Origin of the sequence: Pseudomonas sp. UC 17F4 (genome assembly GCF_900101695.1) — a bacterium.
Classification (GTDB): Bacteria; Pseudomonadota; Gammaproteobacteria; order Pseudomonadales; family Pseudomonadaceae; genus Aquipseudomonas.
On record NZ_FNKV01000001.1, the window covers coordinates 3,981,214 to 4,001,110 of the forward strand.

Consider the following 19,897-nt stretch of genomic DNA (forward strand, 5'->3'; position numbering starts at 1 on the left):
GGCTTTCCTCAGGAGCGGAACAATCGGGTGTATTGGGTTTCGTGGCGCGCCGAGGCAATCGCCAGCAGCGGCAGGCCGCCGCCAAGCTGGTCATCGTCCAGGGCCAGAGCAGTTACCAGCACAGCGGGCAAGGTTTCGCTCAGGTCACGCAACAGGGTCTGCGCTGCTTGCTGGCCGAACGGCACCAGCTTGACCCCGGCCATCACCGCGCCTTCGAGCCAGGCATAGCCGTGCGCGAGGGCCAGGTCAGCCAAGGGGATATCCCAGTGCACGCCCAGCCAGGCCATGCCGCCGAGTTGGCTGAGCTCAAGCGAACTGCGCCATTGGGGTGCCTGGCCCAGTTGCCAGCCGTCGAGCAAACGGGTCAGGGCCTTGCCGCGCTGGCGTTCTTCCAGGCGCAGTTCGGCGGTTTCGCGGTTGGCCAGCAAAAACCGGCTCCAGCGCGCGAAGGCTTCGGCGTCATCCGCCAGGCAAGCCTGGTACAAGCGCGCCAGCAGCGGCCAGTCGAGGTGGCACAGGGTGTCCTCGATCTGCTGGCGTTGCCAGGCGCGAAAGCCTTCGGCGCCCTGCACCCAGCCGGCCTCCACCGCCCACTCCAGGCCTTGCGAGTAGGTAAAGCCGCCTACCGGCAGGCTGGGGCTTGCCAGCTGCAACAGGCGCAGCAGCTTCAGGTTGCTGCTCATCAGCCGGCCAGCACCAGCGCGGCACCGGCCAGCAAGCCGCCACCGAAGACTTTCTGCAGGCCGGTGTGCCGACGCAGCAGGCAACCCCCGGCAAAGCCTGCCAGCAGCAACAGGCCACTGACCGTGACGAAACCTGCGCTGAACACCCAGAACGCACCCGGGCTGGCTTCAACGCCGTGGGCCCAGCCGTGGAACAGGGCAAACAGCGGCATGGCCAGGGCCAGCAGCACCTGGCGGCTGGGCAGCAGCAGCGCGGCAGCGGCCACCAGCAGCGAGCCGATGATCATCTGCTCCATGCCGATCACACCGCCGAACACATGGCCCATCAGCGCCCCGCCGAACATCGCCCCGAGGGTCAGCAACGGCAGCGCCAGGGTACGCCCGGTCAGCGCCGCGAGCACCCCGGTGCCAAGCAGCATGAGCAAGTGATCGAGGCCGGTCAGCGGGTGCAGCAAACCATCCTGCAGCGGATTGGCATCATGGCCGGGGTGGGCAAAGGCCGGAAGCGCAACCAGCAGCAACGCGAGGGTGACGAGTTTTTTCATGGGACAATCTCCTTATCGACAATCAGTGGTGAGCGACGCGAACGAACAGGTGGTTACTGTGGGCATGGCTGTGCGGGGCACTCTGGTAGGCCCCGGCTTCAGGCTCGAACGGTGCTTGCTCGACCGTTACGTCAAGGCCCAGGCCACGGACCATTTCATCCAGCACATGGTCGTGCTGATAGCGCAGCAGGCCGGCCTCGATCTGCAGCGGCACATGGCGGTTGCCCAGGTGATAGGCGGCGCGGGTCAGCAACAGTGGATCGGCGCAGCGCACGCTGGACACCTGCTCGGCCGCCGCCAGCACGCGAATCACCTCGCCGCCCTGCGCTTCGCCAAGCAGCTCGCCACCGCGCAGCAACTGCCCGCGTTCGAGCATCAGGCCGGCCTCGCGGCCATCGTCGAGGGTGACGCGCACGCGGCTCTTGATCCGCGTATCGACAGTGAGGGTGACGGTGCCGCTTACCGTGGCGGCGTCGCTCAGGCGACGGGTCAACAGGATCATCTTCGCTCCTTAAAACAGAAAATAACGCTGGGCCATCGGCAACACCGTGGCCGGTTCGCACACCAGCAGTTCACCGTCGGCGCGCACCTCGTAGGTTTGCGAGTCGACCTCGATCATCGGCAACAGGCCGTTATGGACCATGTCGCCCTTGCGCACTGTGCGACAGCCCCGGGCCTCGCCGATCAGGCTCTGCAGCCCCAGTTGCCGGTGCACGCCACGCGCGATCGCCGCCTGCGACAGGAAGGTCATGCGCGTGGCGTGGCGCGCGGCACCGAGGGCGCCGAACATCGGCCGGTAGTGCACCGGTTGCGGGGTCGGGATCGAGCCGTTGATATCGCCCATCGGCGCCATGGCGATCATCCCGCCCTTGATCACCAGCGCAGGCTTGACGCCGAAGAACGCCGGCGCCCAGAGCACCAGGTCGGCGAGTTTGCCGGCCTCCACCGAGCCCACTTCGTGGGCGATGCCATGGGTCAGCGCCGGGTTGATGGTGTACTTGGCGATGTAGCGCTTGACCCGGAAGTTGTCGCTGCGCGCGGTATCCGGCGCCAAGGGGCCACGGCGTAGTTTCATCTGGTGCGCCACCTGCCAGGTGCGCAGCACCACTTCGCCGACCCGGCCCATGGCCTGGGAGTCGGACGAAGTCATCGAGAACGCGCCCAGGTCATGGAGGATGTCTTCGGCGGCAATCGTCTCGCGGCGGATACGCGACTCGGCAAACGCCACGTCCTCGGCAATGCTCGGGTCCAGGTGATGGCAGACCATGAGCATGTCCAGGTGCTCGTCGACGGTGTTCTGGGTGTAGGGCAAGGTCGGGTTGGTCGAGGACGGCAGCACATTGGCAAAGGCCGCCGCGCGGATGATGTCCGGCGCATGGCCACCGCCGGCGCCTTCGGTGTGGAAGGTATGGATGGTGCGATCGCCAATCGCCGCCAGAGTGTCCTCGATACAGCCCGACTCGTTGAGGGTGTCGGTATGGATCGCCACCTGCACGTCGTGCTCTTGCGCCACGCCCAGGCAGCAGTCGATGGCTGCCGGGGTCGAACCCCAGTCTTCGTGCAGCTTGAGGCCCACGGCGCCGGCTTCGATCTGCTCGCGCAAGGCTTCGGGCCGCGAGGCGTTGCCTTTGCCCAGCAGGCCGATATTGATCGGCAACTGGTCGGCGGCCTGGAGCATGCGCGCCAGGTACCAGGGCCCGGAGGTGCAGGTGGTGGCATTGGTGCCGGTCGCAGGCCCGGTGCCGCCGCCAATGAAGGTGGTAATGCCCGAGGTCAGCGCCTCTTCGACCTGCTGCGGGCAGATGAAGTGGATGTGCGAGTCGATGCCGCCAGCGGTGACGATCTTGCCTTCGGCGGCGATCACTTCGGTGCCCGGCCCGACTGGCAAGGTCACTCCCGGTTGCACATCGGGGTTGCCAGCCTTGCCGACACCGACGATGCGCCCGTCCTTGATCCCGATGTCGGCCTTGACGATGCCCCAGTGGTCGATGATCAGCGCGTTGGTCAGCACCAGGTCCAGCGCCTGCGCGGCAAGCATCTGGCCCTGGCCCATGCCGTCGCGGATGACCTTGCCGCCGCCGAACTTGACCTCCTCGCCATAGATCGTGAAGTCCTTCTCGACCTCGACCCACAGCTCGGTGTCGGCCAGGCGTACGCGATCGCCCACTGTCGGGCCGAACATGTCGGCATAGGCCCTGCGCGATATGCGGCTCATGCCTGATTCTCCAGCTTGCCCATGACCTTGCCCTGAAAGCCGTAGACCTCGCGCTTGCCGCGGTACGGCACCAGCGGGACGGTCCGCGCCTGGCCCGGTTCGAAACGCACGGCGGTGCCAGCGGCGATGTCCAGGCGGTAACCTCGGGTCGGCTCGCGCTCGAACACCAGGGCGTTGTTGACCTCGAAAAAGTGATAGTGCGAGCCGACCTGCACCGGCCGGTCGCCGTGGTTGGCGACGGTGACGCTGATCACCTCAAGGCCGGCGTTGAGTTCGATGTCGCCGTCGGCAACCTGTATTTCTCCGGGAATCATCCTGTGCTCCTAGACAATCGGGTCATGGACGGTGACCAGCTTGGTGCCGTCGGGAAAGGTCGCTTCCACCTGCACATCGGCGATCATCTCGCTGACCCCGGCCATCACCTGGTCACGGCGCAGCACCTCGCGGCCGAGGTTCATCAGCTCGGCAACGGTGCGCCCGTCGCGGGCGCCTTCCATCACCGTGGCGCTGATCAAGGCCACCGCCTCCGGGTAGTTGAGCTGCAGGCCACGGGCCAGGCGCCGTTCGGCCAGCAGTGCAGCGGTGAACAGCAGCAGTTTGTCTTTCTCTCGCGGGGTCAGCTCCATGGCGTTCTCTCAGGTGGCCCAGATACGCGGCGGGCATGGCGCCAGGCCGACCACGACGGGTCGCAAGGCGTGCCAGAGCCGCTGCAGGGTAAGTTGCAGGCGTTGGTTGTCGTGATCGAGCAGGCGTACCACCAGCAACTGGCCAAGCAGGGTCGCGCCGGCCGGAGCGCCCAGGTCTTCAAGCAAGGCGCGGCTCTGTTCAAGCAGTTCGCTGCTGGCCGGATAGGCGCAAAAGGTTGCTTGCAGCGGCAAGCCGGCGACTTTGTCGAGCTGCCCGCCGTCGATGCGCAGACGCTCGTGCAGGCCCGGGTCGTCGGCCAGCTCGATGTGCAGGCGACTGTCGACGGCGCCGTGACTGAAGGTCTCGGCCATCACCGGGCGGCCCAGGCACAGGGTTTCCCAGGCCAGCAGGCGCGCGCCAGGCGCCAGGGTAAAGCGGTTTTCCAGGCGCACGCGGGCGCCGGCAAAACAGATGTTGCCCTGGGGCAGCCATTCGAGCGTGCTGTTTTCGTCCAGGTAAAAATGCTGCTGGAGGATCGAGGTCGGGCCGCCGCTGCGGTAGAACTTGGTCGCTCCGGGCATGGTCAGCAGCGCATGGCTGCCGGGTTCCAGGTGCACATCGAGCAGCAGTTTGTCGCCGCCGACCACGCCACCCGGCGGGTGCAGCACGTAGACGTGGCACGGTGCGCCTTCGGGATAGAACGGCCGCTGCACCAAAAGAGGACCGAAATGGCGCCGCGCACCAATACAGGTCTTGCTCTCGCCCCGAACGAAACGCAGCCGCAGCTCGGCGCGCCAGCCGGCATCTGCGGTGTCCAGGTCGGGGGTTGCGGGGAGCGACATGCCTCAGGTTCCAGTAAACGCTGCACCAACTCGGCGACAGACGCATTTGCAAGAAACAACCTACGCGCTCAAGCGAATCCAGCGACTTGCAGGTTTGACCAATCGATCAGTAATCGATAGCTGAGGCAAAGCACATAGCGGGCCAAGATGGCGCGCTGGAGGGGGTTGTTTAAACAGCCGGCATGCACCGGTTTAGCGCTGTGTGCTTGCCGCGCGTTTAAACCCGGGCATCAGACCATGCCTACAACAGCGGCTACTCCTGACGCAGCCGCTTGCGGTGCGACTTGGTGCGCTCGTAGAACCAGATGCAATCCTGCTGGTACCTCGTCGCCCGGCAGCGGCACAGCACTGGATAAGCGCAAAAACCGCCCCATACTGATAGCACTACGCCTCTAGCGGACCGAGGGCCGGACCATGAGCCGAAACGTTGGTTTGATTGCCGTCGGGGTGGATCACACTGGCATTCTGGATTCGTTGAAAGGCGCGGCCAGCGGGGCACTGCAATTTGCCCGCTGGCTGGAGGAGCAACAGCAGTTCGGCATCAGCCCGAGCATCAGCGTACTGACCGATCAGAATGACCAGGTGGTCGAAGCCAAGGCGATCCAGACCGCCGCCCGCGACTTGCTCGCGGTCGGCGGGCTCGACCTGCTGATCCTGTATTTCTCCGGGCACGGCATTGTCAAGAACGGCGCCGATGAACAAGTCTTGCTGTCGAACGTCAAGGACTACCCCGACGAAGCCATCAACATTGCTGCAACGGCGCTCAACGCCCGCCATATTGGCGTACCCCATGTCGTGATCATCTCCGACGCCTGTCGCAATGCGGTCGACCCCTTTGGCTCACTGGGCCAGGTCAGTGGCAGGCCGGCGGTGAAACGCGGTGCGGTGGTCGGCATCAAGCCCGGCAAGGTCGATATCTTCTACGCCACCGAACCGTCACAAACCGCCAAGGAGTACAAAGGCGAAGGATTCTTTACCAAGGTCCTGCTCGAAGCGCTGCAAAGCCCACCGACAGAAATTTGCGAGACCTGGCCGAGCTCCAGCGTGCCGATCATTCCCACCTGGCTTCTGGAAGACTACCTGTACAACCAGGTGCCGACCCGCGCCCAGCAGCAAACACCGCGCTTCGAGCAAACGCCGGACATCATTGTCCAGGCGCGCCAACCGCTGTTCCTCGGCTATGCCAGCCCGCCGCTAGTCTTTGCCAGCCCTCCCCCGCTGCCTGGCCCCGGGCCGCTGGACTACGGCCTGCCCGCTGAAGCCGGAGCACCCTACTTTGAGCAAATCCAGATCTTGCCGCTTCCCGAGCTGTTTCCAGCAAACCTCAGGGTCACCAGCCGAAACCAGGCGATACAACAGGTGGCCAGCAGCTTTCTCAAGGAACCCGAGGCGTACATCAGCACCACATTGCTTGAACAAGCCGGCCTCGACGAAGCCTACCGGCGCAACCTGCGGCGCTACACAGCACTCCCCCAGAGCCCGGCCGAAAGCGGATTGCGCATCATCGGTAGCCAGGCCATCAGCGTCCTGGTGGCCCCCGGCCAAGCGGCGCCCGATGTGCAAACCGATGACCAGCAGAGCATCATCAGCCTGGCGCCGTCTGCTCAGGCGCAGTCAGTCATCGTCACGTTCAGCGACGACACCCTGATCGTCTTACCGGTCATGCCCGGCTACATAGGCACAGTCCACGTAGACGAAGGCCTGGTGCAGTCGGTTTCGTTCGAGATGGGTAGGACCCTGGCCCAGACCTTTGCGCAAACTCCGAGCAGGCGCCTGCACCTGCACCACTTGCAAGCACTTGCCGCAGCCTTCGCCAGCAGCGCCAAACTGCGCACCCTGGCCGCGACCCAGGCATCGAGCTTCGCCGATGTCCTGCGCCAGGAAAAGCGCCTGGACCCGACCTTGGGCATCTACGCCGCCTACGCCTATCTGCTGGCCGCTGACGACCAAGGCGTGCGTTCGGTGCTGAGCTACTTCCTTGACTACCAGGCATCGTCCCAACCGCCTTTGCCCGTGCCGTTCGATGTGGCTTTGCTCGCCGGCGCCCAGGCACCCGGCAAGCGCAAGGCACGGCCGCTGATCGCACCGTTCTGCCCGATGATGAGCCTTGGCTGGACAGTGCTGGCAGCCCATGGCAAGAACCAGAAGCTCCACCCTGCAATCCTCGAAGCCGGTAAATACCGGCTCAATACTGAATGGTCGACCTTTCGCCGCCGCGATACCCAACCGCTTATCGAAGCTTTTCTACAAGGAGAGTTGTCATGAAAGTCGTGTTCATCCATGGCCGGTCGCAACAAGGTAAAAACCCGCTCACCCTGCAAAACACCTGGACCAATGCCTTGATCAAGGGTTTTGAAGGCATCGGTTCGCCCTACCCTGGCGTGGTCGATGTGGCCTTCCCTTACTACGGTGATCTGTTGTTCGACGAAACCTACCGCAGAGCGCAGAAAGACTTTCAGGTACTCACCGACAAAGGCGCCGACGCCGCGGCCCCGGGTGGCGAGGAAGAAGAGTTCATGCGCCAGGTCATTTACGACATCGCCAAGCAGCAAGGTATCAGCAAGGAACAGATCAACGCCGAGGCCAATGGCGAGATGCTTGAGAAAGGTGTTCAGAACTGGCGCGGCGTGCTGGCGGCCCTGCGCCTGCTCGACCAGTTGCCCGGTGTCGGCGCGACTTCGGTCGAGCTGTTCACCCGCGATGTGTGGTACTACCTGACCGAAAAAACCATCCGTGACGCGGTCAACAAATTGGTCGATGCCCAGCTTCCAGAAAACGATCCGTGCATCGTGGTAGCTCACTCTCTGGGCACCATCATTGCCTATAACCTGCTGATGAACCGGCCTGCACGCAGCAACATCAAGGGCCTGGTGACCCTCGGCTCGCCCCTGGGCATTGAAGCCATCCTGAGCCGGCTGCCCTCCAACGGTTCGCCGCGCAAGGCCCCGGATGGCGTACCCAGCTGGGTCAACATTCGTGACAAACGCGATGTGGTGGCGCTCTACGAAATTCCCGCCGCGCGCTTCAGTGGAGCACCTGCGGTGCAAAACCACAGCAACGCCAGCAACGGCAGCGATAACCGCCACGGCATCGTCGAGTACCTCAACGACACCATCGTAGCGGGCGTATTACGGCCTTTGCTGGCATAAGCAGGTTCAAACACTCAGACTCGTGCACTGGCTGCAGCAATCAACTGCATGCAAGCCGATTGCTGGACCCTGGTTGAAAAAATACCCTTGAACGCACCTTAACTGTGTCTCAGGACTCTCAACCATGGTCATGCACATCCGCCTCCAGCAGACGGGCGCACCAAGTGTTCTGCACCTCGAACAAACCAGCGCGCAAGCCCCCGGCCCCGGCGAGGTCTGGCTTGAACAGGCGGCGATCGGCGTCAACCCGCTGGACGTCAGCCAGCGCAAGGGCGATGTGCCCATCGCCCTGCCCTGCGGGCTGGGCCTTGAGGGCGCCGGAACGGTAGCGGCAATCGGCGCCGGCGTCAGCGGCTTGGCTGTCGGCGAGCGCGTCGGCTACGCCACCGGCCCCCTGGGCGCCTATGCCAGCGCCCGACTGTACCCCGCCGAGCGGCTGGTGAAACTGCCCGATGATCTTGGCCTGGAGCAAGCCGCCGCCGTGCTGTTCAAGGGCATCACCGCCCATTACCTCCTTCACAGCACGTACCCGGTCGGGCCCGGCACGCGGCTGATGATCTACGGCGCCGCCGGGGCCCTGGGGCAGTTGCTGGTGCCTTGGGCCAAGCACCTGGGCGCATTTGTGATTGGCGTGGTCTCCAAGCCGGAAAGTGTCGCCCGCGCCCGTGCCGCCGGCTGTGATCAGGTGCTGGTGTTCGACGCCGCGACCCTCGCTGCGCAGGTGCTGGATATCACTCAAGGGCGCAAACTCGACGTGGTCTAAGACCCGATTGGCCGGCTGTCGTTCGAGGCCTCACTGGACAGCCTGCGCCCGCGCGGCTTGCTGGTGTCCTGCGGCATGGCCTCGGGAGCGCCGCCAGCCATCGAGCTGAGCACCCTCAACGCCAAGGGCTCGTTGTTCATCACCCGGCCCTCGCTGGCGGCGCACACGGCAAGCGCTGGCGAGTACCAGCAGCGCGCCGGGGAGGTGCTGGCAGCGCTGGCGGCAGGTATCATTCGCGCGCAGATCTGGCAGCGTTATGCCCTGGCCGACGCCGCACTGGCCCATGACGACCTGCAACAAGGACGCTCACAGGGCGCAATCATCCTCACGCCCTGACCTACCGAGGTAACCGCGATGGACCCGTTCGACAGTCGCCAGGCCGATGAGCTTGCCACCCTCCTGGCGCTGTTCGAGCACGGCTCGTTTGCCGCTGCCGGGCGCACGCTGCAGCGCCACCCGTCGGTGCTGTCCAAGCGCCTCGGGGCCCTGGAACAGCGCTTAGGCATTCGCCTGGTCGAGCGCACCACCCGCCAGTTGCGCTTCACCGACGAAGGCGCACGCCTGGTCGAGCGCCTGCGCCAGGCCGCCAGCCTGATCAGCGAGGCCGAGCGCGAAGCCGCCGAAGGTGCGACCCAGGTGCGCGGGCGCCTGCGCATCGCCCTGCCCTCGTCCATGGGCCGGCTGTGGCTGAGCCCGATGCTTGCCGAGTTTGCCCTGGCGTTTCCCCAGGTGCAGCTTGAGACCGAATACGCCGAACGTTTTGTCGATATCGTCGCCGAAGGCTTCGATGCGGCGATCCGCATTGGCGAGCTGGCCGACAGCCGCCTGGTGGCGCGCAAGCTCTGTGAGCACCGGCGTATCCTCTGCGCAGCGCCAGCCTACCTGCAACAGCACGGCCAGCCGCAAACCCCGGCCGACCTCGCCGGGCATAACTGCCTGGGTTTTACCGGCCTGCGTTCGTACCCGGAGTGGCGCCTGGCCGGTCTGGGCCAGCAACACACGGTTAAAGTGCGCGGCTCGCTGGTCAGCAACGACAACGAAGCGCTGCTGACCGCCGCCCGGGCCGGGGTTGGCATCCTTGCCGGTGGCGACTGGCTGATGCAGCACGACCTCGACAGCGGCCGCCTGCTGCGGGTGCTGCCCGACTGGCAGCTGGATGCCGACGCCGGCATTTACCTGGTGCGCCCCGGCGCCCGCTACAACAGCGCCGCGACCCTCGCCTTCAAGCAGTGGATCGAGGCGCGCTTTGCCCACGGCGCGCCCTGGCGCAGCCGCTAGACCGCCGCCAGGCGTGGCGTATGGGCCAGCAGGCTCTGGGTGTAGCGGTCTGCCGGTCTGTCCAGCACCTGATCCACCGGGCCCTGCTCAACGATGCGCCCCTGCTGGATCACCACCACCCGATCGGCAATCGCCCGCACCACCCCCAGGTCGTGGGTGACGAACACCAGGGTCATACCTTCGCCTTGCAGTTGCTTGAGCAACGCCAGGATCGCCGCCTGCACCGAAACGTCCAGCGCCGAGGTCACTTCATCGCAGATCAGCACGCTGGGTTCGCACACTAGCGCGCGGGCAATCGCCACCCGCTGGCGCTCGCCACCGGAGAGGTGATGGGGGTACTTGTCAGCCACCGAGGCGGGTAAGGCCACCCGCTGCAGGGCCGCCTCGATACGCGCCCGGCAGGCCTGGCCCTTGAGTTTGAAGAAGTGCTCCAGCGGCGCCTGCAGGCACTGGGCCACGGTCTGCCGGGGGTTCAGGGCGCGGTACGGGTTCTGAAAAACATACTGGATGCGATGTCGGCTGGCGCTGGGCCGCTGCCGGGCCAGCAGGCTCAACGGCTGGCCGTCGAAACGCAGCTCACCGCTGGCGTTGTCGCCAAGGCCTGCCAGGGTGCGGGCCAGGCTGGTCTTGCCCGAGCCAGACTCGCCGACCACCGCCAGGCATTCGCCTGCCTGCACGTCGAGGGCCAGGTCGAACAGCACCTGGCGGTCGTAGCTGAGGTTCAGATTGCTGATCGCCAGCAGCGGTGCCTGATCGGCGCGAATCGCCCGAACCTGCAGCGCCGCGATCGGTGCTGGTGCCTCAAGCTGCGGATGCAGGCAAGCGACCTGTTGCTGCGCCTCGAGGGTTTGCAAGCCCGGCTCGGCCTGTTCACAGGCAGCCGTTCGCCGTGGGCAGCGCGGCGCAAACGCGCAGCCATGGGCACGCTGGCCCGGCGCCGGGGCATGGCCGGGAATTGCTTGCAGCGGGTGCTGGCGGGCAACGTCTGGAATCGCCGCCAGCAAGCCCAGGGTGTAAGGGTGGCTGGGGCGGGCGAACAGCCGTTCGCGGCTGGCGACTTCGACGATGCGCCCGGCGTACATGACCATCACCCGGTCGACCAGGTCCTTGATCACCGCCAGGTCGTGGGACACGTACACCGCCGCCACGCCCTGCTCCTTGCACAGCCGGCGCAGGGTTTGCAGGATGTGCGCCTGGGTGCTGACGTCCAGCGCCGTGGTCGGCTCGTCGAGGACGATCAGCCGTGGACGCAACACGAAGGCCAGGGCAAGCATCACCCGCTGTTGCTGGCCGCCAGACAACTGATGAGGGAAGCGCCGCAGGAACTCGGCGTCGCCCGGCAGGCCGACGTCTATCAGGGTCTGCTGCAGGCGCTGTTGCTGCGCCTCCTTTGCCAATTGCGGTTCGTGGGCGTGCAGGGTTTCCAGCAACAAGCGGCCGATGCGCAGCGCCGGGTTGAGGGCTTGCGCCGGGTCCTGGGCGACGTAGCCGATCAGCCCGCCACGGGCCTGGCGCAGGGCTTCGCCGCGCAGCTCAAGGAGGCTGACGTCGGCGACCGCGATCTGCCCGGTGGCAATCCGTGCACCGCGCCGGGCGTGGGCCAGCAAGGCGGTGGCCAGGGTGGTCTTGCCCGAGCCGGACTCACCGACCAGGCCGAGGATTTCACCGGGGGCCAGGCTGAAGTTGATGTGGTCGATGATGTCGGCGCTTGTGTTGAGTTCAACCCGCAGGTTTTGCACCCGCAGGGCCGGCTTTTCGCGGGTCAAGCCTGTGGGAGCGGGCTTGACCCGCGATGGCGCATAGGAATTCATCGGCGCTCTCCCGCGCTGTGCCGGGCAATGCCTTCGGCGAAGATGTTGGTGCCGTAGGCGAACACCCCGATCAGCAGCGCCGGGGCCAATACCGCCCAGGGCTGAACCAGCAGGCCAGCCTGGTTTTCATTGATCATCAGGCCCCAGTCGGCAGCCGGCGGCGCCACGCCGTACCCCAGGTAACTGAGGCCCGAGAGCATGCCGATGCCCCAGGTGAGCATGTTGCCAAAGTGCACCAGCAACGGCGTGAGCACGTTGGGCAGGATCTCGCGCACAAGGATGCGCGTGCGCGAAAAGCCCATCATCTGCGCCGCCTCGACGAACTCCTGGCTGGCCACCGCTACCGCGCTACCCCGGGCCAGTCGGATCACCCCGGGGGTGAAGGCAATGGCCACGGTAAGCACGATCAGCCACGGCGCGCGGCCGAGCATCGAGACGATCAACAGCACCAGGATCAGGTCGGGGAACGCCAGCCAGACATCCGCAAGCCAGGTGATCGCCTGGTCCAGGCGCTGGCGCGACAGACCGGCCAGCAGACCCAGTACGGTGCCGACGACCAAAGCAATCGCCGCTGCCGCCAACGACATCCACAAAATCGACAGGCCGCCATTGAGCAACCGCGACAGCACGTCATGGCCAAGAAAATCATGGCCCAGCGGCGCATCCGTTGCCGGCGTGCCGTACACCCCGCCGACCATGTCGGTGGGCGCATGGGGCGCCAGCCACGGCCCGAACAGCGCCAGGAGGACAATGGCCAGGGTCACCAGGGCGCCGCGGCGAATCTGCGGCTCACGCCACCAGCGTGAATTGAACATGGGCGATTCCTCTCAAGGGGCTTTGGCTGCCGGGCGCCGCCACCAACTCTGGATACCACGGCGGTTGCGCTGGATCAGGGTGGCACGGCGGGCGGTGCGCAGTTTTGGGGTCAGCAGCACGGTGAGCAGGTCGGCCACCAGGTTGATCAGCACCACCCCGAGGGTGATCACCAGCACCACGCCCTGCACCAGCGGCAGGTCGCGCATCTGGATCGCGCTGTTGAGCTGGGTGCCGATGCCCGGGTAGCTGAAGATCACCTCGGCAAGCAAGGCGCCGCCGATCAAGGTGCGCAGGGTCAGGGCCACGCCCTGGATCGCCGGCACCAGGGCATTGGGCAAGGTGTGGCGCCAGACGATGCGCCATTCGGCGATGCCGCGCAGGCGCGCCGCGCTGACGTAGTCCGACTCCAGCGCTTCGATCATCGAGGCGCGGACCATGCGCGCCAGGTACGGCAGCGACGACAGGCTCAACGCGAAGATCGGCAGCAGCAGGTACTCAAGCTGCTGCCACAGGGCCTTGTCCGGATCAAGGATCGACACCGCCGGCAGCAGGTTGACCTGGGGCATGGAGAACAGCAGCACCAGGCCGATGGCCAGCAAGAACCCAGGCGTGGCTTTAAGGAAGATCAGCGCCGACAGGCCAAAACGGTCCAGGCGGCTGTCGCGGCGCAAAGCCAGGCTGACGCCGATGCCCAAGGCCAGCGGCACCACCAGTACCAGCACGCCGGCCAGCAGCGCCAGGGTATTGCCGAAGCGGCTGAAAATGATCGAGGCCACCGGCTGGCTGGAGTCCAGCGAGATGCCCAAGTCACCGCGCAGCACCTGGCCAAGCCAGCTGCAATACTGCACCAGGATCGGCCGGTTCAGGCCCAGTTGCTCGCGCAGGGTCAGCACGCTTTGCAGCGGCGCCTCGGGGCCGAGGATGACCCGCGCCGGGTCCGACGGCAATGCCTGGGTGGCGATGAACACCACCAGGCTGATAACCCAGGCGGTAAGCAGGCCGTAGCCCAGGCGGCCGATGAACCAGGGCAGCCAGGCAGGCAGTCGGGAAGTTCGTGCGCACGGTTCAGGCATGGTTCAACCACAGGCTGTCAAAGCGCCAGGAGGCGAAGGTGGTCTGTTCGCCGTGCAAGCCGCCGACCTTGCTGGAGGCGGCATCGAGCACGTCGGTAAAGCCCCAGATCAGCAAGCCGCCGCGTTGGTGCTGGATGCTCTGGGCCTCGTGCACCAGTTGCTTGCGCCGCTCAAGGTCGGGCTGGCCAAGGGCCTGGGTGAACAGCTCGGAGAAACGCTCATCGCGAAAATTGCTGCGGTTGTAGATCGCCAGCGGCGCGTCGTTGTGCAGGCCGGTGGCCAGGAAGCCACGGGCAGGCGTGGAGCCTGGCGACATCAGCCACTGCTCTTTCTGCGGGCCGTTGAACACCGAGCTGTCCACGGGTGTGACCTTGACCTGGACCCCGGCCTTCTTCGCCTGTTGAGCGAACACCAGCGCGGCGTTGACTTCGTTGGCGGTGGTGGTCAGCTCGACGCGCAGGTCGGTGGCACCGGCCTGGCGCAGCAGCGAGCGGGCCTGGTCGAGGTCGTAGCCGCGCTGGGCGATAGCGTGGTTGTAGGTCGGGTCTTGCGGCGAATACAGGTCGTTGGCGATGCGCCCGAAACCATTCAGGCCACGGCCGATCAGCTCTTGCCGATCGGCCAGCAGGCGAAAGGCCTGACGCACCCGCTCGTCCTGGAACGGCGCCTTGGCGGTGTTGAGGTTGAAGCCGCTGAACGAGGTGGTGGGCGAGACCACCAGTTGCAAGCGTGGGTCGGCCTTGATCAGGGCGCTGTGCTCGGCCTGCACACCGCTGGCGACGTCGATCTGCCCGGCGCGCAGGGCGGCGACCCGCGACACCTGGTCCTTGAATTCGATGATCTCCAGCTCGTCAGCGTAGGGCTGGTTGGGTTTGTAGTAATTCTCGAAGCGGGTGAACAGCGCGCGCTGGCCTGGCACGAAGCTTTTCAGCCGGTACGGCCCCGCCCCCACCGGGTTGCTTAGCGGATCGTAATCGGTCGGCACGATAGCGCCGAAGGCAATCAGGGTTTCGTCCAGCGGGAAGAAGCTGCGGCCCTGCTTGAAGCGGATCTCGATGGTACGCTCATCGAGCTTGCGCAAGGCCTGGCGGTCGATGGCACCGACCAGCCCGGCAAACGGCGAGGCCAGTTTCGGGTCGGTCAGGCGCAGGATCGAAAACAGCATGTCGTCGGCAGTGATGCTCTTGCCATGGTGGAACTCCAGGCCCGGCTTGATGCGGATGGTCCAGGCGCTGGCATCGGCGTTGGGCTCGGCGAACTCGGCCAGGCCCAGGCGCGTGCTGACGTCGTCGTTCCACTCCCAGAACTTGCTGTACAACGCCCAGCCGCGAATGATCCCGCCGCCAGACGGCTTGTGGGCATCAAGATTGCCGGCCTGGTCGCCGTCGATGATGCCAACCCGCAAGCGCCCGCCACGCACCGGCTGGGTGGGCCGGCTGATGGCGCCGACCACCGCCGGCTCGCCGGCGCCGCAACCTGTGAGCAAACTGGAGCCGAGCAACAGGCCGCCACCGACGGCCAGGCTGTTGCCGAGAAACACCCGGCGGGAAAATTCGTTTGGCATGGGCAACTCCTTAAGCCGGTTCGGCAACCGTGCGCACACTCAGGTGCGCAATGTCGAAACCGTGGTCCAGGTCGAGCAAGGGGAACAGCAGGTCGGCGACCCGGTGGGCTTCATCAATCAGCGGGAAGCCCGAGAGGATGAACGCCGAGGTGCCCTGGGCCTCGTACTCGCGAATCCGTTCGGCCACCTGCTCGGCGCTGCCGACCAGGTAGGTACCGGCCGCCGGGCCGAGAATGTTGAAACCGAACAGGCTCGGGCCGGTCCAGACGTTGGGATAGATCTCAAGCTCCCGCGCGGTGGGCAGGCGGCCGTCGCGAATGCTCTGCACATTGCGCTGGATCTGCGGGTTGTCACTGCTGAAGGTCTCCAGGCTCTGCCCGGGCGGCAACTGGCGTTCGATGGCGGCGCGGGCGGTGGCCAGCGAAGTCTGCTGCAGCAGTTTTTCGGCGTGGGCCCAGGCCTCTTCCTCGGTTTCGCGCACGATGATCTGCAGGCGCGTGCCAAAGGTCAGTTCGCGGCCGATCTTCGCCGCCTCTGCCGCTACCCGGCGGAACTTGTCGCCAAGCTTTGGCGGGGTGTCGGCAAAACTCAAGTAAACGTCCAGCAGTTGCACCGCATGAGCCACGCCCGGGCCCGAGGTGCCGGCGCCCCACAGCGGCACGCTGGCGCGTTTTGGCGGGTGCCAGCCGCCCAGCGGGTGACGTGCCGCCGCAGCCGGGCGCGGCGCCAGCTTGACGTACTGACCGTCAAAGCCTGCGGTTTCGCCGGTATAAATACTCTGGAACGCGCGCCAGTATTCCAGGCTGAACTGGTAGCGCTCGTCGTGCGGGTAATGCACGCCGAGGGTGGCCAGGCCGGCGTCGCTGCCGTTGACCACGTTGAACAACAGGCGGCCGTTGGAGAACTCGTCAAAAGTCAGCGCCCACTTGGCCAGCACCGCCGGCGACAGCTCGCCCGGATGCTGGGCCACCAGAAAACGCAGGCGCTCGGTGGCGTCGATCAGCGCGGCGGCCACTGCCAGGCTTTCGTTGGGGCTTGAACCCAGCAGCGAGCCGTAGTAACCCAGGCGATCGCTGGCCACCGCCAGTTGCTTGAGGTGGGCGAAATCGGTTTTCCAGCGCCCCTGGGCTTCCCACGGATAGGGGCCATCGGGGCTGGTCAGGTACCAGAGAATTTTCACTGCCATGGTCTTTCCTCAGGCGCGAATGCGGTCGGTGGCGGGAATCAGGCCCAGCTCGCTGGCCTTGTCGATCAGCCTGCTCATCTTCCATTGCTGGGTGAGCACGCCCGGGCCGAAGGGCCGCGAGCCGCCGATGGCTTCGGCCAGCAGTTGCAGTTGCGCGCCCTCCTCCAGCAGCACGATGAACTCGGCAGTGGCGCGCAGGCCCTGCTGGCCCCACACCGTGGCGCCACCGTTGGCTTCAAGGATGGCCGGGGTGAAGGGGTTCTCGGCCAGGCGTTCGAGGATGAAATCGACCTCGTCCTGGCGCCGGTCGATGTAGGTCGGCAGCTCGCGGGCCAGCTGGAAGCGCTGCACCGGCACGTAGTTGAACGGCAAGGTGCGCTGGGTCTGGGCCCAGGCGCCGAGGTACGGCGAGTGCACATGCGACACCGTGGTGATCTGCGCCTGCTCGCGGAACAGTTTGGCGTAACGGCCCAGGCCACCCTTGCCCTGGCCATGCACCAGGTTGCCGGCCAGGTCGCTGACCGTGGCCTGCAGCGGTTTGCGGTACTCCCACGGCCCCGGGTAGTTGACCGACACCAGCAGCTCGCGCCCCGGTACCCGTTCGATAAAGCCGACGGTGCCGTTGGCGGTGATGGTGTTGGTTTCGCGGAACACGGTGAAGGCCTGCCCGGCCTCGTCGAGCACCTGCTCGATGAAGGTTTGCAGCTCGGCGTCGATCAGGTGCTCGGTGGTCAGTACGGTCATGGCAATGCTCCTTTAAGCGCGGGCGCGGCGTTCAGCCAGCAGTTGCTGGGCGGCTTGCAGTGGACGCGGGTCGACCCAGTCGGCCAGGGCAAAATCGGCTTCGAGAAAGCCGTGCAGGTTGAGGAAGGTTTTCTGGATGTCGAGGTACGCCAGGCGTTCGGCCGAAAGGTCCGGGGCCAGGGTGGTATGAAAGTCGCCGCGGTAGGCTTGATCGACGCCTTCGGCACCGGCGCGGGTTTCGTCCTGGAGGATGCGCAGCAGGCCGTCGCGGTTGTCGCGGGCCCAGTCGGCGGCGCGCAGGGTCTGGGCAAGAAAGCGCACCACCAGCTCGAAGTGATCGTCGAGCAGGCTCTGGTGCACGGTGATCGGCCGTGGCGTGCCGTTGTTGATGCGATAGCGTGGGTCTGTGATCTGGTCCAGGTCAATGCCCACCACCAGGCCCAGGCGCCGGGCGGCATCGGCGGCGGCAGCGCCCTTGACGTAGACCGCATCGACCTCGCCGCGCACCAGGTAATCCAGGCCCGACCACAGGCGTTGCAGGCCCTGCTGCGGGGTCGGTGCATCGTCCTGGGACTGCAGCGCCACCTCCACCAGCTGGACATCATCGAAGCTCAGCCCGGCCAGGCTCAGCGCGCCCTTGTAGCCGTGCAGGCTCATGGCCCGGGCGATGCTGCCGGGGCGGTTGGCGCCCCAGGCCGGTAGCGCCAGGCGCTTGCCCTTGAGGTCGGCGGCGCTGCGAATGCCCGAATCCGGGCGCACCAGGATGGTCTGCCATTCCTCGATCCAGGTCAGGCCGATCAGCCGGCTCGGTGCACCGGCGGCGCGGGCGGCCAACGCCGGCACGTTACCGCCCTCGCGAAACAGCCCGGGCAGTTGGTGATCGTAGTGGTGATGACCCAGTTGCCGGACTTCCTGCAGGGTTTCTACCGGCAGGCCGTCGGCGGCGAATTCTTCCGTGAGCCAGCCCAGGGTGTAGGCGATGCCGGAAGCGGTCGGCACCGGGCAGCGGGTGAACCAGAGTTGCTCAAGCGTGGTTGCGCTGGGCAGTGGCAAGGTGGCGGCGATTGTCATGGGCATGCTCCATCAAGCGGATCGAATCGGCCAGGTGGCCTGTGCCTGAGCTATTGCAGCGCCCGTGCCAACTCGGCAAAGCCCTGATTTCATTGGGCTTTGCCCCTTGCCGCAAGGCGCGACTGCTGATCTGCCAGCAGTCGGGCCGCAAGCCTGCTGCTGCCAGAGCAACAATCACCGGCTTACTGCTGCCCCAGCAACACCCGGCACCGGCAAAAACGCCGCAAGCCCTGCCCCACGGGGCTTTGCCGCCACTGGCACAGAACCTGCTCAAGGCCCTGGGTACCTGTTCATTCAAGGAAGCCCTATCGTGAGTACCCTGCCCCATCGCCTGCACAGCCCCGCCCAGGCCATCGCCGCGGCCCATGAAATTGCCGAGCAAATCGCCGCCCTCGCTGCCGACCCGTTGCTCAACCGCGAACTGCCCCGGCGCCAGGCGCAGTTATTGTCCGACAGCGGCATCACCGCCATCGGCGTACCGACAGCGCTCGGCGGCCTGGGCGCGTCGGTCGAGACCATCGTCGAGACCGTGCGGATCATCTCCCGCGCCGACGGCGGCGTCGGCCAGTTGCTGCAGATTCACAACGTGATGCTGCGCGGCGTGCTCAGCGGCTACCCGGATGCCGTGCGTGATCGGCTGATCGCCGATGTACTGGCCGGCAAGCGCCTGGGCAATGCCCTGGCCGAGGTCGGCGGCAAGAACAAGTTCGCCCTCAAGACCCGGGTCGAGCGCCGCGCCGATGGCAAGCTGATCCTCAACGGCAGCAAGTTCTACTCCACCGGCGCCTACCTGGCCGAGTGGATCTCGCTGACCGCCGCCAGCGATGACGGCGGCGCCGGCGTGCTGCTGCAGCGCGACACGCCCGGCCTGACCCTGGTCGATGACTGGGACGCCTTCGGCCAGAACAACTCGGTCAGCGGCACGGTAATCTTCGACAACATCGAGCTGGACGAGCGCTACGTGCTGCGCCGCCAGGGCCCGATGAAGCGCACCGGCCTGACCTTCCCGCAGATCCTTCACGCCGCCATCGACACCGGTATCGCCGCCGGCGCCCTGCAGGCCGGCATCGACTACCTTAACCAGCACGCCCGGCCGTGGGTCGAGAGCGAGGTGGAACGGGCCAGCGACGAGCCGCACATCATTCGCCAGATCGGCGAGTACGCGGTGGCCCTGCGCGCCGCCGAATCACTGCTGCGCGACGCCGCGCGAACCTTCGACGCCCACGAGCAGGACCCGGACAACAAGGCCCTGCAAGACGAGCTGATCCTTTCGGTGGCCAGCGCCCGCGCCCATTCCGATGGCGCTGCGCTGAAGATCTCCAGCGACATCTTCTCGCTGCTCGGCGCCAGCTCATCCTTGAGCAAGTGGAACCTCGACCGTTTCTGGCGCAACGCCCGGGTGCACACCACCCACGACCCGATCCGCTGGCGCCTGCACCACGTCGGCAACTACTACCTCAACGGCATCGACCCCGGCGAATACACCGCCATCCTCAATGCCAAGCAAAAGGCCGGCGCCAACCGCTGAGC

At 66.0% G+C, this 19,897-nt stretch carries 19 protein-coding genes and 1 pseudogene; 6 read left to right on the forward strand and 14 right to left on the reverse strand.

Going from position 1 to position 19,897, the window contains the following annotated elements; translation table 11 throughout:
• Positions 1–8 precede the first annotated feature (8 nt).
• From BLR26_RS18060 to BLR26_RS18090, 7 genes are read right to left on the reverse strand one after another with little or no spacing between them, the layout of a single operon-like run.
• Positions 9–683, reverse strand: a complete 675-nt coding sequence (locus tag BLR26_RS18060; RefSeq protein WP_093383509.1) for an urease accessory protein UreF — start codon at positions 681–683, stop codon at positions 9–11.
• Complete coding sequence (locus tag BLR26_RS18065) at positions 683–1,228, reverse strand: HupE/UreJ family protein (RefSeq protein ID WP_093383515.1); 546 nt, start codon at positions 1,226–1,228, stop codon at positions 683–685. Before BLR26_RS18065 ends, BLR26_RS18060 begins: the two co-directional genes overlap by 1 nt.
• 22 nt (positions 1,229–1,250) lie before the next feature.
• Positions 1,251–1,730, reverse strand: a complete 480-nt coding sequence (gene ureE / locus BLR26_RS18070) for an urease accessory protein UreE (protein ID WP_093383518.1) — start codon at positions 1,728–1,730, stop codon at positions 1,251–1,253.
• 9 nt (positions 1,731–1,739) lie between these two features.
• Positions 1,740–3,443, reverse strand: a complete 1,704-nt coding sequence (ureC, locus tag BLR26_RS18075; RefSeq protein ID WP_045198637.1) for an urease subunit alpha — start codon at positions 3,441–3,443, stop codon at positions 1,740–1,742.
• Positions 3,440–3,757, reverse strand: coding sequence for an urease subunit beta (locus BLR26_RS18080; RefSeq protein WP_045198635.1), 318 nt, complete (start codon positions 3,755–3,757; stop codon positions 3,440–3,442). Before BLR26_RS18080 ends, ureC begins: the two co-directional genes overlap by 4 nt.
• A 9-nt stretch (positions 3,758–3,766) precedes the next feature.
• Positions 3,767–4,069, reverse strand: a complete 303-nt coding sequence (locus BLR26_RS18085) for an urease subunit gamma (protein ID WP_093383521.1) — start codon at positions 4,067–4,069, stop codon at positions 3,767–3,769.
• 9 nt (positions 4,070–4,078) lie between these two features.
• A complete protein-coding gene (locus BLR26_RS18090; RefSeq protein WP_093383524.1) occupies positions 4,079–4,912 on the reverse strand; it encodes an urease accessory protein UreD in 834 nt (277 codons plus the stop codon).
• Between the two features lie 414 nt (positions 4,913–5,326).
• On the opposite strand from BLR26_RS18090, the gene BLR26_RS18095 reads away from it, so the two are divergent.
• The 4 genes and pseudogenes from BLR26_RS18095 (at position 5,327) to BLR26_RS18110 (ending at position 10,102) form a co-directional block, all read left to right on the forward strand.
• Positions 5,327–7,177 (forward strand): caspase family protein, encoded by a 1,851-nt coding sequence (locus BLR26_RS18095; RefSeq protein WP_093383529.1) that lies wholly within the window; start codon positions 5,327–5,329, stop codon positions 7,175–7,177.
• Positions 7,174–8,061 (forward strand): alpha/beta fold hydrolase, encoded by an 888-nt coding sequence (locus BLR26_RS18100; protein WP_093383533.1) that lies wholly within the window; start codon positions 7,174–7,176, stop codon positions 8,059–8,061. Before BLR26_RS18095 ends, BLR26_RS18100 begins: the two co-directional genes overlap by 4 nt.
• A gap of 124 nt (positions 8,062–8,185) precedes the next feature.
• Positions 8,186–9,160, forward strand: a pseudogene (locus BLR26_RS18105) (quinone oxidoreductase).
• Between the two features lie 18 nt (positions 9,161–9,178).
• On the forward strand, positions 9,179–10,102 hold the full coding sequence (locus tag BLR26_RS18110; protein ID WP_093383544.1) for a LysR family transcriptional regulator: 924 nt from the start codon (positions 9,179–9,181) through the stop codon (positions 10,100–10,102).
• Here the strand turns inward: BLR26_RS18110 and BLR26_RS18115 are convergent.
• The 7 genes from BLR26_RS18115 to BLR26_RS18145 are packed head-to-tail and all read right to left on the reverse strand — an operon-like array spanning position 10,099 to position 18,367.
• Positions 10,099–11,913: a dipeptide ABC transporter ATP-binding protein gene (locus BLR26_RS18115; RefSeq protein WP_093383549.1), complete on the reverse strand. Its 1,815-nt coding sequence runs from the start codon at positions 11,911–11,913 to the stop codon at positions 10,099–10,101. The two genes, BLR26_RS18110 and BLR26_RS18115, sit on opposite strands and share 4 nt — an antisense overlap.
• Complete coding sequence (locus BLR26_RS18120; RefSeq protein WP_093383553.1) at positions 11,910–12,728, reverse strand: ABC transporter permease; 819 nt, start codon at positions 12,726–12,728, stop codon at positions 11,910–11,912. The genes BLR26_RS18115 and BLR26_RS18120 overlap by 4 nt, the downstream gene beginning before the upstream one ends.
• A 12-nt stretch (positions 12,729–12,740) precedes the next feature.
• On the reverse strand, positions 12,741–13,802 hold the full coding sequence (locus BLR26_RS18125; RefSeq protein ID WP_093383558.1) for an ABC transporter permease: 1,062 nt from the start codon (positions 13,800–13,802) through the stop codon (positions 12,741–12,743).
• On the reverse strand, positions 13,795–15,366 hold the full coding sequence (locus tag BLR26_RS18130) for an ABC transporter substrate-binding protein (protein WP_093383562.1): 1,572 nt from the start codon (positions 15,364–15,366) through the stop codon (positions 13,795–13,797). The genes BLR26_RS18125 and BLR26_RS18130 overlap by 8 nt, the downstream gene beginning before the upstream one ends.
• Positions 15,367–15,376: 10 nt before the next feature.
• A complete protein-coding gene (locus BLR26_RS18135; RefSeq protein ID WP_093383566.1) occupies positions 15,377–16,552 on the reverse strand; it encodes an LLM class flavin-dependent oxidoreductase in 1,176 nt (391 codons plus the stop codon).
• Positions 16,553–16,561: 9 nt separating this feature from the next.
• On the reverse strand, positions 16,562–17,296 hold the full coding sequence (locus BLR26_RS18140) for a class II aldolase/adducin family protein (protein ID WP_045198608.1): 735 nt from the start codon (positions 17,294–17,296) through the stop codon (positions 16,562–16,564).
• A 12-nt stretch (positions 17,297–17,308) separates the two neighbouring features.
• Positions 17,309–18,367: an ABC transporter substrate-binding protein gene (locus tag BLR26_RS18145; RefSeq protein ID WP_093383571.1), complete on the reverse strand. Its 1,059-nt coding sequence runs from the start codon at positions 18,365–18,367 to the stop codon at positions 17,309–17,311.
• 41 nt (positions 18,368–18,408) lie between these two features.
• Between BLR26_RS18145 and BLR26_RS18150 the strand changes: the two genes are divergently transcribed.
• Positions 18,409–18,681, forward strand: coding sequence for a hypothetical protein (locus BLR26_RS18150; protein ID WP_143013291.1), 273 nt, complete (start codon positions 18,409–18,411; stop codon positions 18,679–18,681).
• A complete protein-coding gene (locus BLR26_RS18155) occupies positions 18,678–19,895 on the forward strand; it encodes an acyl-CoA dehydrogenase family protein (RefSeq protein ID WP_093383581.1) in 1,218 nt (405 codons plus the stop codon). Before BLR26_RS18150 ends, BLR26_RS18155 begins: the two co-directional genes overlap by 4 nt.
• The last annotated feature ends 2 nt before the right edge of the window (positions 19,896–19,897 follow it).

Excerpts from the sequence above, each read along its gene's own strand:
- BLR26_RS18060 (WP_093383509.1), bottom strand. The coding sequence starts at position 683 with ATGAGCAGCAACCTGAAGCTGCTGCGCCTGTTGCAGCTGGCAAGCCCC.
- BLR26_RS18065 (WP_093383515.1), bottom strand. The coding sequence starts at position 1,228 with ATGAAAAAACTCGTCACCCTCGCGTTGCTGCTGGTTGCGCTTCCGGCC.
- ureE (WP_093383518.1), bottom strand. The coding sequence starts at position 1,730 with ATGATCCTGTTGACCCGTCGCCTGAGCGACGCCGCCACGGTAAGCGGC.
- ureC (WP_045198637.1), bottom strand. The coding sequence starts at position 3,443 with ATGAGCCGCATATCGCGCAGGGCCTATGCCGACATGTTCGGCCCGACA.
- BLR26_RS18080 (WP_045198635.1), bottom strand. The coding sequence starts at position 3,757 with ATGATTCCCGGAGAAATACAGGTTGCCGACGGCGACATCGAACTCAAC.
- BLR26_RS18085 (WP_093383521.1), bottom strand. The coding sequence starts at position 4,069 with ATGGAGCTGACCCCGCGAGAGAAAGACAAACTGCTGCTGTTCACCGCT.
- BLR26_RS18090 (WP_093383524.1), bottom strand. The coding sequence starts at position 4,912 with ATGTCGCTCCCCGCAACCCCCGACCTGGACACCGCAGATGCCGGCTGG.
- BLR26_RS18095 (WP_093383529.1), top strand. The coding sequence starts at position 5,327 with ATGAGCCGAAACGTTGGTTTGATTGCCGTCGGGGTGGATCACACTGGC.
- BLR26_RS18100 (WP_093383533.1), top strand. The coding sequence starts at position 7,174 with ATGAAAGTCGTGTTCATCCATGGCCGGTCGCAACAAGGTAAAAACCCG.
- BLR26_RS18110 (WP_093383544.1), top strand. The coding sequence starts at position 9,179 with ATGGACCCGTTCGACAGTCGCCAGGCCGATGAGCTTGCCACCCTCCTG.
- BLR26_RS18115 (WP_093383549.1), bottom strand. The coding sequence starts at position 11,913 with ATGAATTCCTATGCGCCATCGCGGGTCAAGCCCGCTCCCACAGGCTTG.
- BLR26_RS18120 (WP_093383553.1), bottom strand. The coding sequence starts at position 12,728 with ATGTTCAATTCACGCTGGTGGCGTGAGCCGCAGATTCGCCGCGGCGCC.
- BLR26_RS18125 (WP_093383558.1), bottom strand. The coding sequence starts at position 13,802 with ATGCCTGAACCGTGCGCACGAACTTCCCGACTGCCTGCCTGGCTGCCC.
- BLR26_RS18130 (WP_093383562.1), bottom strand. The coding sequence starts at position 15,366 with ATGCCAAACGAATTTTCCCGCCGGGTGTTTCTCGGCAACAGCCTGGCC.
- BLR26_RS18135 (WP_093383566.1), bottom strand. The coding sequence starts at position 16,552 with ATGGCAGTGAAAATTCTCTGGTACCTGACCAGCCCCGATGGCCCCTAT.
- BLR26_RS18140 (WP_045198608.1), bottom strand. The coding sequence starts at position 17,296 with ATGACCGTACTGACCACCGAGCACCTGATCGACGCCGAGCTGCAAACC.
- BLR26_RS18145 (WP_093383571.1), bottom strand. The coding sequence starts at position 18,367 with ATGACAATCGCCGCCACCTTGCCACTGCCCAGCGCAACCACGCTTGAG.